This window comes from Bacillus sp. XB1 (genome assembly GCF_053557995.1).
In genome coordinates, this window is the sequence record NZ_JBNRIL010000006.1 from 33,080 (window position 1) to 47,891 (window position 14,812).

Here is a 14,812-nt window from a genome sequence, read left to right on the forward strand (position 1 = left end):
TGTGTAGAAATAACTACACATCTTTGTTTGTTTCCTATATTACAAAAAGCACATTGTTTTTTCACAAATCTCACACAACCTTTTGGTATTCTTTTCGTGGAGTATACGGTTTCTAGGGAGGAATATTGATGAAAGTAAAATATGTCGTACTTGCTATATGTTTATGTTTCGTATTTACGGTAGTCGGGTGTGGGAAAAAGGAAACAGCAGCTGTTGCCATTGATGAGAAACATGATAAATGTGATATTTGCCAAATTGGGGTAACAGATAATCAATTTGCAACAGAAATTATTTTAGAAAATGGAAAAGCGTTAAAGTTTGATGATATCGGTTGTATGTATAAATGGATGGAGATCAATTCAGGTGAAAAGACGAAAGAGAAATTTGTCCGAGATTATGATTCGAAAGATTGGATTTCGTTAGAAGAGGCTACTTACGTATATGATAAAACAATAACGACACCGATGGCTTATAATGTCATTTCATTTAAAAATAAAAAAGATGCAGAGAGCTTTGTATCTAACTATAAGGGTAAAGTTCTTTCGTATAAAGAGCTAGCAGAGCATAAATGGGAAATGAATAAAGAGATGATGGGGAAACCGAAAGCAGGAAATCATGGTGGACATCATTAATAATAGAAAAAGACAACTATATAGTTGTCTTTTTCTATTATTACTCAGGTGCAAATATAGAAAAGGTGTAAAATTTTTAGAAGAACGGTTACAATGGAATATAGTAACCTAAAGCAATCATTTATCCCGCATTAACGGGCAGTAAGATCCCCACCTCAAAATTTAGTGAAAGCAAAGAAGTTAGGTGGAGTCGGGCTGCCCGTAAAAGCCCGATTGGTGTGGGCTAATAATTAGTGGTGGATGAACAAAACCCCCACCAATTAAAGTTTCACTTTATGTACTTTTTAGAAATGTATACAAATGCGGTAAAAACGTGCTAAACTAATTGCTTCATAATGTTAATGATGGGGCCATCAGGCGTATCATTTCAATAGGTTGAGAAACATAGTATAAGCTTAAGATAATCCGATTAAAGAAGGAATCTAAAGGGCTTATGGATAAATGTACTCAAGAAGAGTTATTGTATGTGATGGAGGAATGGTTAAGAAAACATTATCTTTCATAGGAGCTGTAGTTGTGAGAAAACAAAAAATTTTATTATGTATTTTATTAGGACTTTTAATGACGGTAGTGGCTTGCGATAAGCAAGAAGAACCAGAATCGAAACCGGTTCATGTGAAAAATGAAAAGAAAAAAGAGAAGCATAAAGAACAGGAAGAATCTAAAGAAGAGAAAAGTATAAATTTAATGGACAAACAGTTGTTACTTTCAGCTACCCTTGGAGACACAGAGACAGCTATGAAGTTGATTCAGGATGGAGCGAATATAAACGTAGAAGGTGACAACGGAGAAACGCCTGTCCTTGCAGCGACGTACCAAAATCATGTAGAGACAGTTAAAGCATTAATTGGTGCAGGTGCTAATATTGAAATTAAAGATGAGAAAAAAAGTAATCCACTTCTTTATGCAAGTAGAGAAGGATATACGGATATTGTAAAAGTATTAATTAATGCAGGAGTTAATACGAAAGAAACGACTAGGTCAGGTGGGACAGCACTTATTTCTGCATCTGAGCGTGGCCATGTAGAGGTTGTTAAAGAATTATTAGAGCATACAGATATTGATGTGAATTATAAAAATGAACGTGGTGGAACAGCGCTATTAGAAGCAATTGTATTAGGAAATGGTAGTGAAAATCATAAGAAAGTAATTCAATTGCTTATTGATCACGGTGCAGATGTAAATATGGCTAACAAGGAACAGCTGACGCCACTGCAATACGCTGAAAAAAGAGGTTTTAAAGATATTGTAAATATGTTGAGGGTAGCTGGAGCGAATGAAGTAGTACAGCCACAACAGCCAGTAGAGTAAAAAACGAAAAATAATCCCATTTAGATAGACAGAATGAAGAAATCAGTTAGTATGATGGATTCAGTAATGTGTATTTGAATGGGATTTTTATTTTGAACATGAAAAATAGATTATGAATGGATGGTAAATGGAGTAAATAAGGAGGCAACCTTATTTGGCAATTGTAAAAAATGAAAAGGTAGTTTCTGTTTGTTGCAGTGCCAGAAGTACGCCCGTAGCTGCTGAGGCAAGTGTGGAAACTTTAGCGGAGTTTCAAGGGAACGGATATGGTACTGATGGTGTTACAGCCTGGGCGATATCAATACAAGAAGAAAAAAGCATTCCACTTTATAGTACTTCTTGGAATAATTATGCTTCACAAGCCGTTGCGAGAAAACTAAAACTAATTAACTATGGAATGAATTTGCATATCACTTAAATTTTAAAGATAGTTGTTTGCCGTTGGGATTTATTTGTATATCTAGATTAATATTAAGAAAATATGGTGAATATTAACATTCGATTAACACCTAATTAACAATCTATCAAAACTGACTTAATAAATGCGTAATATAGTAAAGGTAACAAAATAAATAGGGTAGAGAACATTTGAGAACACCCACTTACATATAATGTGCCACTTTCTTAGGTGTGCTCTATTCCCTAGAGTTCAAATAAGGAGAAAGGCGTTCTATGTAAGTAGGTGTTTTTAGTTTGGATAAAAATAGAACAGTTAGGTGGAAAAAATGTTTAAAGAACCTTATATTGCGATGATAAAGGATTGGAAAGGATACAAAGCATACAAAAAATTGCCGAAAACAGTTTTTCTTATGACTGGTTCAATGCTGGAATTACCAGAGCGTGTATATGAATTGCAGAAACATGGACATGATGTATTTCTTCATTGTGATTTTATACAAGGCTTAAATACGAATACAGAGGAAGCGCTTTTGTATATTCAAGATGTTATCGGGGCACAAGGTATTATTTCAACAAAGGGTTCAACAATTCGAAATGCTAATAAAATTGGATTGAAAACAATTCAACGTATTTTTATTGTAGATACTTTATCTCTTACTAAATCAATTGAAAATTGTAAAACGACTAAACCAAATGCAGTAGAGATTATGCCGGGGATTATGCCTTCTATTATTAAACAGCTAGTAGAGGAAATAGAGTTTCCTATTATTGCAGGAGGGTTGATTCAAACGCGAGAAGATGCGGAAATTGCAATTCGTGCAGGAGCAAGTGCAATTTCAACAAGTCATTATGAAGTATGGATACAAGAAGAAAAAAGGAGTGCAACCTTGTGATTGAATTGAAAAATGTTTCAAAGGTATATAAAAATGCAGAAGAGACAGCGGTTAAAGGCGTATCGGTTCATATTAAGAAGGGTGAATTTTTTGTTTTAGTTGGACCTTCGGGATGCGGGAAAAGCACATTATTACGAATGATCGCTGGCTTAGAAGAGATTTCTTCAGGAGATTTAATTATTAATGAACGTGTTGCAAATGATCTAGAGCCGAAAGACCGTAATCTATCAATGGTATTTCAAAATTATGCATTATATCCACACTTATCTGTAGAAGAAAATATTTTATTTGGACTTAAGGTAAGAAAAGTACAAAAAGAAGAGCGACAAAAGCGATTAATGGAAGCTATTGAAATGGTAGGACTGAAAGAGTATGTGAAAATGAAACCAGGCCAATTATCAGGCGGACAAAGACAGCGTGTTGCACTTGCCAGGGCAATTGTGAGTCAAGCACCAATCTGTTTAATGGATGAACCACTTTCGAATTTGGATGCGAAATTACGTGCGCAAATGAGAATTGAAATTAGAGAAATTCAGCAGCGATTAGGAATTACGATGATTTACGTTACCCACGATCAAATAGAAGCGATGACTATGGGAGATCGTATCATGGTTTTAAATAAAGGAAGTATACAGCAAGTTGGAACACCACTTGACATATATAACGAACCTGCAAACGAATTTGTTGCAAGCTTTATAGGTTCTCCTTCTATGAATATAAATGATGGGGAAGTAAATAAAGAAAAAGGTGTATTACATATAGGGCAATTGCAAATTCCATTATCTATTAGACAGTTAAAGCAATTACCAGAAGGAACAATTCGCATAGGCATGCGCCCTGAGCATATTGCACTGTCTGAGGAGGGACAAGAAGTGACGTTGCAATCTGTAGAAGTATTAGGGAATGAATCTATATTGAACTTTGCGGTAAATGGAACAACTTGGAGTGCGAAAGTCATCGGACAGTTACTCTTGAACAAAGGTGACAAAGTAAAATTATTATTCTCGCAAGAAAAGTTATGCTTCTTTAATGAAAACACGAATGAACGCTTAAAAGTGGTAGCTGAAGAAGAGTTGAAAGTGGTGGCGAAATAATGATTGGAGTAAGTAAGTTACCAGTTCAAACAAAGGTGTCAAAAAAGAAAAAAATATGGGGGAGAACGAAAGATTTAAGAATAGGATTATTGTTTTTGGCGCCATCTATTTTGTTATTTTCGATTTTTTTGTTCTATCCATTGTTTAGGACGATTTACTATAGCTTTTATTTAACCGATATACATGGGGAAGCTAATCTTTTCGTTGGCTTAGAAAATTATCAATACTTATTCTCTGATCCAGCCTTCTACAAAAGTATAAAATCAACTTTATTATTTGTTTTATATACAGTGCCTACGAGTATTATATTTGCTTTGTTTCTTGCATTGATTGCAAATGGAAAAGTAAGAGGTATTGGGTTATTCCGAGTTCTGTTTTCTTCGACGATGGGAATATCAGTAGCCGCTAGTGCAGTGATTTGGCTATTTTTATTTCATCCAAGTGTAGGATTATTTAATAATATATTAGCCTCTATGAACCTTCCTGCAATCGCATGGTTAACGAGTCCGGACTGGGCACTATTCTCTGTATCAGTTACAACAGTTTGGGTGAATACAGGTTTTGCATTTTTAGTTATATTAGGTGGTTTACAAAATATCGATACGTCGTTATATGAGAGTGCATCTATAGATGGTGCTAGTTATTTATATAAACTTCGCCGTGTTACATTACCGATGCTATCACCAACTTTATTCTTTATTGTAACAGTAACATTAATTAGTGCGTTCCAAAGCTTTGGGCAAATTGATATTTTAACGCACGGTGGACCAAATGATGCAACGAATTTGATTGTGTACTCGATTTACAAAGAGGCGTTTGTGAATCATCAATTTGGAACAGCAAGTGCACAAGCAATGGTATTATTTGTTTTCATTTTCATTGCTACATTACTTCAATTTAAGTTTGCTGAGAGAAAGGTGCATTATAAATGATTGTTAAACAGTGGAAACAAAATTTCCTATTATACATGCTGCTCATTATTAGTGCAGTAATGGTATTTTTTCCTGTACTGTATGCATTTTTAATAAGCTTTATGACACCAGACGATATTCAAATGAGAAGGTTATTTCCGACTCAATTTACTTTTGATAATTTTATTAATATTTTTCAAAAGGTACCGCTTTTTACATACTTATATAACAGTTTAATTGTATCGACAGTCGTTATGATTGGACAACTTATCGTATCAAGTTTAGCAGCTTATGCTTTTGTTTTTCTTCAGTTTAAAGGGAGAAACTTAATTTTCTTCCTGTTTATTTCAACGATGCTGATTCCGTGGGAAGCAACGATGGTGCCTAACTTTTTAACGATTCAAAACTTTGGTTGGATCAATAGTTTTGCTGGGATGACAGTGCCGTTTTTTGCAACAGCTTTCGGTATTTTCTTGTTACGTCAACATTTTATGACACTTCCGAATGAACTGAAAGAAGCTGCGTTTATTGAAGGGATTGGAAATATAAGATTTTTATTCAGCGTTGTAATTCCGTATTGTAAAACGAGTTTTATTACGCTTGGAGTATATAGCTTTTTAACAACATGGAATATGTATTTATGGCCACTTTTAGTGACCACTGATGAAAAAGTAAGAACAGTGCAAATCGGTGTGAAGCAGCTTCAGTCTCAAGAAGTTGCAACTGATTGGGGAAGCGTAATGGCCGGTGTTACGGTTATCGTTATTCCAACATTGATTTTACTATTTTTAGGGCAAAAGCAATTACAACAAGGATTAACAAAAGGTGCAATTAAATAACTAAGAGAAGGTGAGATTTAAATGAGTCTAGTTAAAAAAGGTGCTGCGCTATTAATGGTAGCAACAATGGCATTATCTAGTGCCGCTTGTTCAAATAGTAAAACAGAAGGAAAACCTGAAGCACAGGCAAAAGTAGCACCAGTTGAAAAAAATGGTGATAAAACTGTAATTCGCTTCTGGCATGCGATGGGTGGAAAAACACAAGGAGTACTAGATGGTCTTGTTGCAGACTATAATAAGTCGCAAAATAAATATGAGATAAAGGCAGAGTTCCAAGGAACATATGAAGAGTCTTTAACGAAATTTAGAACGATGTCTGCAACGAAAGAAGCGCCAGCTCTTGTTCAATCGAGTGAAATTACAACGAAATATATGATTGATAGTAAAAAAATCACACCAATTGATAGCTGGATAAAAAAAGATAAGTACGATACGTCAAAATTAGAAAAAGCAATTACAAATTATTATTCAGTTGATGGAAAAATGTATTCTATGCCATTTAATTCATCTACACCAGTATTAATTTATAATAAAGATGCTTTCGCAAAGGCGGGCTTAGATCCAGAGAAAGCTCCGAAAACATATGCGGAATTACAAGAAGCAGCGAAAAAGTTAACGATTAAAGAAGGCGGAAATGTAAAACAATATGGATTCTCCATGCTTAACTATGGTTGGTTCTTTGAAGAATTGTTAGCGACACAAGGTGCTTTATATGTAGATAACGAAAACGGCCGTAAGGATGCTGCAAAGAAGGCGGTATTTAACGGTAAAGAAGGACAGAAAGTATTTGGAATGTTAGATGATTTAAATAAAGCTGGCGCACTTGGAAAGTATGGAGCAAGTTGGGATGATATTCGTGCCGCGTTCCAGTCTGGACAAGTTGCTATGTATTTAGATTCTTCAGCAGGTGTTCGTGATTTAATTGATGCATCTAAGTTTAATGTAGGTGTTTCATATATTCCGTATCCAGAGGATTCGAAACAAAATGGTGTTGTTATTGGTGGAGCATCATTATGGATGACGAATATGGTTTCAGAAGAAACGCAACAAGGTGCTTGGGACTTTATGAAATATTTAACGAAGCCAGACGTACAAGCAAAATGGCATACTGCAACAGGCTATTTCTCAATTAATCCAGATGCATATAATGAGCCATTAGTAAAAGAGCAATATGAAAAATACCCACAGTTGAAAGTAACAGTAGATCAACTGCAAGCAACGAAGCAATCTCCAGCAACACAAGGTGCTTTAATTAGTGTATTTCCAGAATCAAGAGATGCAGTTGTAAAAGCATTAGAAGCGATGTATGACGGGAAGAATAGTAAAGAAGCGTTAGATGAAGCTGCCAAAGCAACAGATAGAGCAATTAGCATTTCAGCTCGTACGAGTCAAAAATAAGAGAAAGCCGTATCCTTAAAAGGGATACGGCTTTCTTTATAGGGAGATAAGGGATCAAAGAAATGATGAAGTCTTATCTCTTTTATATGAGTAAAGGGTCTAGAGTGAATGTTGTCCTTTTCATTATTTATTTAACTCCATTGCCACTTGTTTACCATTTACGAAAACCTCTACTACCGCTACTACAACTTCCATTACTTTTTTCATCGCTCATCTCTCCTTATTTTTTGTTTCATTTCTTACTCTCAGTATAAGGAAATACAGTAATTACAACTATCGAATTGGATGACAAGAGACTTACATTGTTGTAAGGATAATAGTTTAGTTTGTAATAAAGTGAAACTGTAATCAGTGGGGGGCTTACTGCCCGTTAATGCGGGATAAATTTGATTTAAGATTAAGATTCGGAAGTTTCTGTTGTTTTGAACTATAATTAGAAAGAGGGGGGATAATATGAAAAGAATTCTTGTTATTAGTGATATTCATGGAGAGATAGAAAAGTTCGAACAGTTATTGGAAGAAGCACAATATGATGCGAAACAGGATCAATTAATCTTACTGGGAGATTATGTAGATCGTGGTCCAAATGCGCGTGCTGTAATTGAAAAGGTAAGAGAATTGAAAGAAGAGGGAGCACTCATTTTAAAGGGAAATCATGAAGATATGATGATTAAGGCGTTAACGACAAATGAGGAACGTTCATGGAACCATTGGGTAAAAAGAAATGGTGGAGATAAGACATTATATAGCTATGGATTTGTAGAAGAGGATATTGCGGTTAATGACAAAGACTTCCAAAAACCGATTTTACACTCTCGTGTATTAGAGGAACATATAAAGTTTATTCAAGAATTAGATCATTACATTGAAACAGAAGAGGATATATTTGTACATGCTGGGGTTGAACCGATGAAACGAGTTTCTGAATCTGAACCATATACGTTAATGTGGATCCGTAATGAATTTCATAATGGATATAGCGGTGAAAAGGTTGTTGTATTTGGGCATACGGAAACAAAAACGCTTCATGGTAGTGAGGATTGCGGAGTGTATTTTGGTAGTAATCGTATTATTGGAATTGATGGCGGGGCTGTGTACGGTGGTCAGCTAAATTGTTTGGAATTGCCGAGTAAAAAGGTATATGTAATAAAAAATTGAAAGAGATAAGAGGAATCTTATTTCTTTCAATTTTTTATTAAGCTAAATTTAAGACAAAGTTTTTATAATAAAACTTCAAAATTTTAGAAGGAAATAGTTAAAAATGAAACGTAATGTAACTACATTCTTTTGTTATGAAGAGAAGAAATGTAATAATAAATAGAATTGAACTATTTGATGGAAGGTGAGAGCATGCGCTTACTTGTAGTAGAAGATAATGCCTCGTTATTAGAGTCTATCGTACAAATTTTGCGTGATGAATTTGAAGTAGATACGGCAATAAATGGAGAAGATGGATTGTTTTTAGCTCTTCAAAATATATATGATGCAATTTTACTGGATGTGATGATGCCAGGGATGGACGGATTTGAAGTAATTCAAAAAATACGTGATGAAAAGATTGAAACACCAGTCCTGTTTTTGACAGCGAGAGATTCTTTAGAAGATCGGGTGAAGGGATTGGATTTTGGTGGAGATGACTATATCGTTAAGCCATTCCAGGCCCCTGAATTAAAAGCGAGAATTCGCGCTTTACTACGCAGAAGTGGTAGTTTAACAACGCAGCAAACGATTCGTTATAAAGGGATTGAATTGTTCGGAAAAGATAAAGACGTTCAAGTAGATGGACAAAGTATTAAGTTGACATTGAAACAATATGAGCTGCTAGAGTATCTCATTCAAAATAGCGGGAAGATTTTAATGCGTGAACAAATTTTTGATCGTGTTTGGGGATTTGATTCAGATACGACAGTAGCCATTGTGGAAGTGTATGTGCATCATTTGCGTAAAAAATTAGAACCATTCGGTTATCAGAAAGATATTCAAACCGTTCGAGGTATTGGATATATATTAAAAGAACAATGAAAAAGGGAAGTATGTTTCAAAAGACACGCATTCGTTTGACTATAGTGAATTCATTAGTATTTATCCTATTAATAGGTATATTAGGTAGTATTATTTATTCATACACATATAAGCGTATTTATAATGAAGTGGATCAATCTATAAAAATGATGGCTCAGTATAGAGAAAAATTAGATGTTAAAATACCACCAAGAAAACGTATGGAGAATATCCAAATTGGAGATCCGCGAGTAACTAGAATAACTTGGAATGGGAAAATAGTGAAAATAGAGGGCGATAACCGTAAATTCCGTTCTATTTTTGAAGAGAATTTGGAAAAGTTTTCTCCGGAAAAAATAGGGGAGTTACAAGATATCAAAGTACAAGGACGATATTTTAGAGCATTTTCGCTTCAAAAAGATGGAGAAATAGTTCAAATCGTGCGAGATATAACAGCGGAAGAAGGAATGTTAAATACTTTATTTTTAATCCTCGTTATAGGTTGTAGCATAGGAAGCCTCTGTGCGATAGGTATCGGCTTTTTCCTAGCTGGCAGAGCACTCGTACCTATTCAAAATTCATGGGAGAAACAGCAGCAATTCGTTTCTGATGCATCACATGAACTCAGGACACCACTTGCAGTTATTCAATCAAAAACGGATGTTTTATTTCAGTCACCATCCGCTACGATAGAAGAAAAAGCGATGGATATTTCTACAATTTCAAAAGAATGTAGGCGGTTATCGAAACTCGTTAGTAATTTATTATTGCTAGCACGTTCTGATTCTAATCAAATTGAGATGGATAAGAAAATATTTGAACTTGATAAATTGTTAGAAGAAATAGTAGCTCCATATAAGGAGATTGCTTCTTATCAAGAAAAAGAAATGATGCTAAAAGTAGAACGTGGTGTATCTTTTATGGGGGATAGAGAGCGGATTCATCAAATGATGGTCATACTGTTGGATAATGCGATGAAGTATACAAATGAAGGTGGGCATATTCAAATTGATTGCACGCAAACGAGTAGTTCAATTCGTATACAGGTGAAAGATGACGGGATAGGAGTGAAAGAAGAAGATATTCCAAAATTATTTGATCGTTTTTATCAAGGGGATAAAGCAAGAAGTACGTCAGAAGGAGCTGGATTAGGTCTTTCAATCGCAAATTGGATTGTAGAAAAGCATTACGGAAAAATATCAGTAGAGAGCAAATGGGGAGATGGCACTTGTTTTGAAGTGATTTTCCCTAAAAACCAAAAAATATAAGTAAAAAGACGACCTTGTTTTTACACAAGGTCGTCTTTTTTTAAGGTAAAGTTAAGAAACTATTTATATTATGTATGGCATAAAGAAAGTTCGTTACATGAAGAAGAGACTAGGTGTATGTGAGTGGGGTTTATCAATCATAATGTTATCTCAAGCAGCGATGAGATGTATGTATAGTATTAAAAAAACTAGGGGAATGATGGGAAAGAAAGTATAAGAGGGAGGAATTAATTTTGAAAAAGAAAATGATGACGGTATTCACTATTGGAGTAATGAGCTTAAGTATATTAGGGGGTGCCTCTCCTTCTGAAACACAAAAAGGAAAGACTGATTACACGCAGCGCAGTAAAGAACAATTAAATAATGGTAAGATACATGCAGTGCATACAGAAGAAAAAGCAGAGAAACTAGGTATTGAAACGGAAGGAAAAGAACAAATTACACTAGAAAAAGAAATTCATGAAACAGAAGTAGGAAGGGAAGCAGAGCAGTTAGGCATATCGATTGAAGGAAAAGATGTTGGGACGTTGTCAGAAGAAATCTATGAAACAAAAGTGAAGCAAGAAGCGTTAAAACTAGGCATATCTATAGAAAATACATCAATTGTAAATTTAATTAATCAAATTAATATGATTAAAATTAATGATGAAGCAGATAAATTAGGTATTTCGACAAATGGAAAAGAAATAGAGGACATTGCAGAAGAAATCTATGGAAAGAAAGTAAGAGAAGAAGCAGGGAAGTTAGACATTTCTCAAAAGGGAAAAGAAATTGAAGAATTAGCACAAGAGGTGTACGAACAAAAAGTGCAGGAAGAAGCAAAAAAATATCATATTGATTTGTATGGGAAAGATATATATCAAGTATTAAGAGAAATTAATGAACAAAAGGTGCTACAATTGGCAGATGAGCTTAATATGGACAAAGCGAACATGAATATTCAAGAGCTAACAGCAAAAATAAAAAAAGATCAACCTGAGAGAGAAAAAGAACTAAATTTTGTACCAGTGATTCGAACGGATGCTGACGCATTTTATTCTTATTTAACGAACTAAAAAGGGCGTGAGAGTGATACGGAGGTTTAAGTGGTATATATGTATAGCATTACTAGCTATAGCGGTATGGAGTGTATATACAAATGGAGTTACAAAGTATGTGGAGAAGTTGACATTCTTCAATATACAAAACGGAAAAGAACCGGAATTTAGTAATAATGATGAAAAGGTCATTTTATCAAGTGTACCATTAATTCAGCAACTACCAGAGCTAGATCGAGGCTGTGAAGTGACAAGCTTAGCGATGATGTTACAATACGCTGGTGTTTCAGTGGATAAGATGACATTAGCAAATGAAATAAAAAAAGTTGATTTTATAGATGATGGTGTGCGCGGGAATCCAAATGAAGGATTTGTAGGTAATATTTATACATTTTCTGAATCAGGATACGGTGTATATCATGGGCCACTTTTTCAGTTAGCGGAAAAATATTTACCTAATAAAGCTGTAGACTTAACAGGGAAGAATATAGAAGAAATTTATAAGAGTGTAAAAGCAGGACAACCGGTAGTCATGATCACAAATGCAACATTTGCACCATTAGATGCAGATGAATTTACTACATGGGAAACAAATAGTGGAGATGTTTCAATTACGTATAATGAACATTGTGTAGTGCTTATTGGATATGATAAGGAATTTGTATATATTCGAGATCCTCTTAATGAAAGTTTAGATGTAAAAATACCGAGAGAAAGTTTTGAAAAGGCATGGATGCAAATGGGGAGTCAGGCGATTAGTTATGTGAAAAGCTCTAAATGAATGAGTAAGGAAAGAGATGTAAGGAATTGTAAGAGGAGTTTTTGTGGGGGTTTTTTGTTACGAAATAAGAGAACTTGAACTTATTATATAAGCTGAAGTTCTCTTATTTTTTTATGATTACATCTTTAGAAGGAGTGAATATGTAAAAATGCATAATTGACGAAAAATTTACATGTTATCATTATATATTGTTTTATATATGTTAATTGTATAAAATGACACAAGTATCCACATTACATAAAGGAGGCTTATTATGCAAAAAATATTTAACGGGGTTAAATGTATGAGTATCAATAAAAAATTAATCATTTCATTTTTTATTATTTTAACTATACCAGGAATTATTATCGGTGGTGTTTCATATCAAACTGCCAAAACAAATTTTGAACATCAAATGACAGCTAAAGCAAAGGAGAATATTTCGATTTTAAATACTGTTATTTCTCAAAATATAGAAGAGAAATTTGTTGATGCGACGTACTTTGCAGACATCTTAACAGAGGATACCTATCCAAATGGACAGGAAGAAATAGTAAGAACGAAGCTAGCGCAATATATAAAACTTCATCCAGAAGTAGAAGGTATTTATATTGGAACAGAGACGGGAAAGTTTATAAGAGAACCATTTATCAAAATGGATGATGGGTATAATCCAACAGATAGATCTTGGTATAAAGAAGCACATGAAAATAAAGGGAAAGTAATTGTTACTGCACCATATCAATCAGCATCTACAAAAAATATGGTAGTAACAATTGCAAAAGAAGTAAAAGATGGTAAAGGTGTTATAGGAATTAACTTAAATTTAGATAACATCTTGAAAATTTCCAAAATGATTAACATTGGTGAAAAAGGTTATGCAGTTATTTTAGATCAAAATAAGCAAATTGTTAGTCATCCATCTAGAAAACCAGGTGCAAAAGTTACTGATCCTTGGATTAAACCGATTTATGAAGAAAAACAAGGAAATGTCTCTTATACAGAACAAGATGATAAAAAGAATTTAATCTTTGCAACAAATGAGAAAACGGGCTGGAAAGTAGTTGGAGTTATGTTTGATGAAGAAATTACCCAAGCTGCGAATCCAGTATTTTATAAGACTTTGATTGTTATTGCTATTGCTATTGCATTTGGTAGTATATTAATTTATTTCATTACAAAGTCTATTACAGGGCCATTACGAAAAATAGCTGAATCGGCATATAAAATTAGTAAGGGAGATTTAACAGAGAAAATTACAATCCATTCCAAGGATGACATAGGGAAATTAGGGAATTCATTTAATGAAATGTCTACGTCTTTACAAGATGTTATTACCCAAATTAGCTTTTCAGCAGAACATGTTGCAGCATCGGCTGAAGAGTTAACAGCGAGCGTACAGCAAGCAAATGATGCGACAGATCAAATTACAATTGCGATGGAACAAGTATCAGGTGGGGCTGAGTCACAAAGTCAAGGTGTTGAAGAAGGTGCTGCTACATTACAACAAGTAAATACAGCAATTCAAGATGTAACCGGAAGCGCAGAGTCAATTTCTATTTCCTCATTACATGCCCGTGAAAGAGCTGAAGAGGGAGAAGATTTAGTTGAACAAACCGCAAAACAAATGCAGTCTATTTCTAGGTCGGTATCCGAGTCAGATGCTATTATTAAACTTCTTGATGAGAAATCAAAGCAAGTAGGAGCTATTTCTGAAGCAATTCAAAACATTGCAACTCAAACAAACTTATTAGCTTTAAATGCGGCTATTGAAGCAGCAAGAGCAGGTGAACAGGGACGAGGATTTGCTATTGTAGCAGATGAGGTTAGAAAATTAGCAGAGCAATCAGGAGAGTCATCTGGAGAGATTGCAAATTTAATTGCAGAAATTAAGGCGGATATTGAACATACTGTTAAGGCGATGGATAATGTGAATGGAGAAGTTCAACAAGGCCTTGATGTTGTAACAAAAACGAAAGTAAGTTTTACGGAAATTTTAAGTTCTACTACACATATTGTTTCTCAAGTTAATCAAATGGTAGAAACAACGAAGAGAATTGCTGGAGATGCAAATGAAGTGACAAATGCTATTGATGAAATTGCAGCTGCTGCAGAAGAAAATACAGCTAGTATGCAAAGTGTTGCAGCTTCAACAGAAGAACAGGTTAATTCCATGGAGGAAATTAGTTCAGCTTCGCAAAACTTAGCTGAGATGGCAGAAGAACTACAAGCGATGACTAGTAAATTTAAAGTATAATAACAGCAGATA

The 14,812-nt window shown here is 34.4% G+C and carries 13 protein-coding genes and 2 pseudogenes; all 15 read left to right on the forward strand.

What is annotated here, in order from left to right; genetic code table 11:
* Positions 1-128 precede the first annotated feature (128 nt).
* The 15 genes and pseudogenes from ACK1U5_RS25370 to ACK1U5_RS25440 all read left to right on the forward strand — a co-directional run bounded on the left by ACK1U5_RS25370 (position 129) and on the right by ACK1U5_RS25440 (position 14,800).
* The gene (locus ACK1U5_RS25370; RefSeq protein ID WP_000865667.1) at positions 129-632 is read left to right on the forward strand and encodes a nitrous oxide reductase accessory protein NosL; all 504 of its coding nucleotides are present in this window, start codon (positions 129-131) and stop codon (positions 630-632) included.
* A gap of 441 nt (positions 633-1,073) precedes the next feature.
* Positions 1,074-1,943 (forward strand): ankyrin repeat domain-containing protein, encoded by an 870-nt coding sequence (locus ACK1U5_RS25375; protein ID WP_000287337.1) that lies wholly within the window; start codon positions 1,074-1,076, stop codon positions 1,941-1,943.
* 142 nt (positions 1,944-2,085) lie between these two features.
* Positions 2,086-2,361: pseudogene (locus tag ACK1U5_RS25380) on the forward strand (GNAT family N-acetyltransferase); the annotation flags it as partial.
* A 307-nt stretch (positions 2,362-2,668) separates the two neighbouring features.
* Positions 2,669-3,235: a glycerol-3-phosphate responsive antiterminator gene (locus ACK1U5_RS25385; RefSeq protein WP_000472003.1), complete on the forward strand. Its 567-nt coding sequence runs from the start codon at positions 2,669-2,671 to the stop codon at positions 3,233-3,235.
* The gene (locus tag ACK1U5_RS25390) at positions 3,232-4,329 is read left to right on the forward strand and encodes an ABC transporter ATP-binding protein (RefSeq protein ID WP_000571387.1); all 1,098 of its coding nucleotides are present in this window, start codon (positions 3,232-3,234) and stop codon (positions 4,327-4,329) included. The genes ACK1U5_RS25385 and ACK1U5_RS25390 overlap by 4 nt, the downstream gene beginning before the upstream one ends.
* Complete coding sequence (locus tag ACK1U5_RS25395; RefSeq protein ID WP_030022966.1) at positions 4,329-5,261, forward strand: carbohydrate ABC transporter permease; 933 nt, start codon at positions 4,329-4,331, stop codon at positions 5,259-5,261. Before ACK1U5_RS25390 ends, ACK1U5_RS25395 begins: the two co-directional genes overlap by 1 nt.
* The gene (locus ACK1U5_RS25400) at positions 5,258-6,079 is read left to right on the forward strand and encodes a carbohydrate ABC transporter permease (protein ID WP_000635946.1); all 822 of its coding nucleotides are present in this window, start codon (positions 5,258-5,260) and stop codon (positions 6,077-6,079) included. The genes ACK1U5_RS25395 and ACK1U5_RS25400 overlap by 4 nt, the downstream gene beginning before the upstream one ends.
* Before the next feature lie 21 nt (positions 6,080-6,100).
* Positions 6,101-7,477 carry an ABC transporter substrate-binding protein gene (locus ACK1U5_RS25405; RefSeq protein WP_000060602.1) on the forward strand — a complete coding sequence of 459 codons (1,377 nt, stop codon included), beginning with the start codon at positions 6,101-6,103 and terminating at the stop codon, positions 7,475-7,477.
* A gap of 453 nt (positions 7,478-7,930) precedes the next feature.
* Positions 7,931-8,635, forward strand: coding sequence for a metallophosphoesterase family protein (locus ACK1U5_RS25410; protein ID WP_113710811.1), 705 nt, complete (start codon positions 7,931-7,933; stop codon positions 8,633-8,635).
* Positions 8,636-8,827: 192 nt separating this feature from the next.
* Positions 8,828-9,499, forward strand: coding sequence for a response regulator transcription factor (locus ACK1U5_RS25415; protein ID WP_001238623.1), 672 nt, complete (start codon positions 8,828-8,830; stop codon positions 9,497-9,499).
* Positions 9,496-10,746, forward strand: coding sequence for a sensor histidine kinase (locus ACK1U5_RS25420; RefSeq protein ID WP_000715829.1), 1,251 nt, complete (start codon positions 9,496-9,498; stop codon positions 10,744-10,746). Before ACK1U5_RS25415 ends, ACK1U5_RS25420 begins: the two co-directional genes overlap by 4 nt.
* Positions 10,747-10,979: 233 nt before the next feature.
* Complete coding sequence (locus ACK1U5_RS25425) at positions 10,980-11,801, forward strand: hypothetical protein (protein ID WP_061140046.1); 822 nt, start codon at positions 10,980-10,982, stop codon at positions 11,799-11,801.
* Between the two features lie 13 nt (positions 11,802-11,814).
* Positions 11,815-12,564: a C39 family peptidase gene (locus ACK1U5_RS25430; protein WP_002004381.1), complete on the forward strand. Its 750-nt coding sequence runs from the start codon at positions 11,815-11,817 to the stop codon at positions 12,562-12,564.
* 394 nt (positions 12,565-12,958) lie between these two features.
* Positions 12,959-13,861, forward strand: a pseudogene (locus tag ACK1U5_RS25435) (HAMP domain-containing protein); the annotation flags it as partial.
* A gap of 120 nt (positions 13,862-13,981) precedes the next feature.
* The gene (locus ACK1U5_RS25440) at positions 13,982-14,800 is read left to right on the forward strand and encodes a methyl-accepting chemotaxis protein (protein WP_432804035.1); all 819 of its coding nucleotides are present in this window, start codon (positions 13,982-13,984) and stop codon (positions 14,798-14,800) included.
* Positions 14,801-14,812 lie beyond the last annotated feature (12 nt).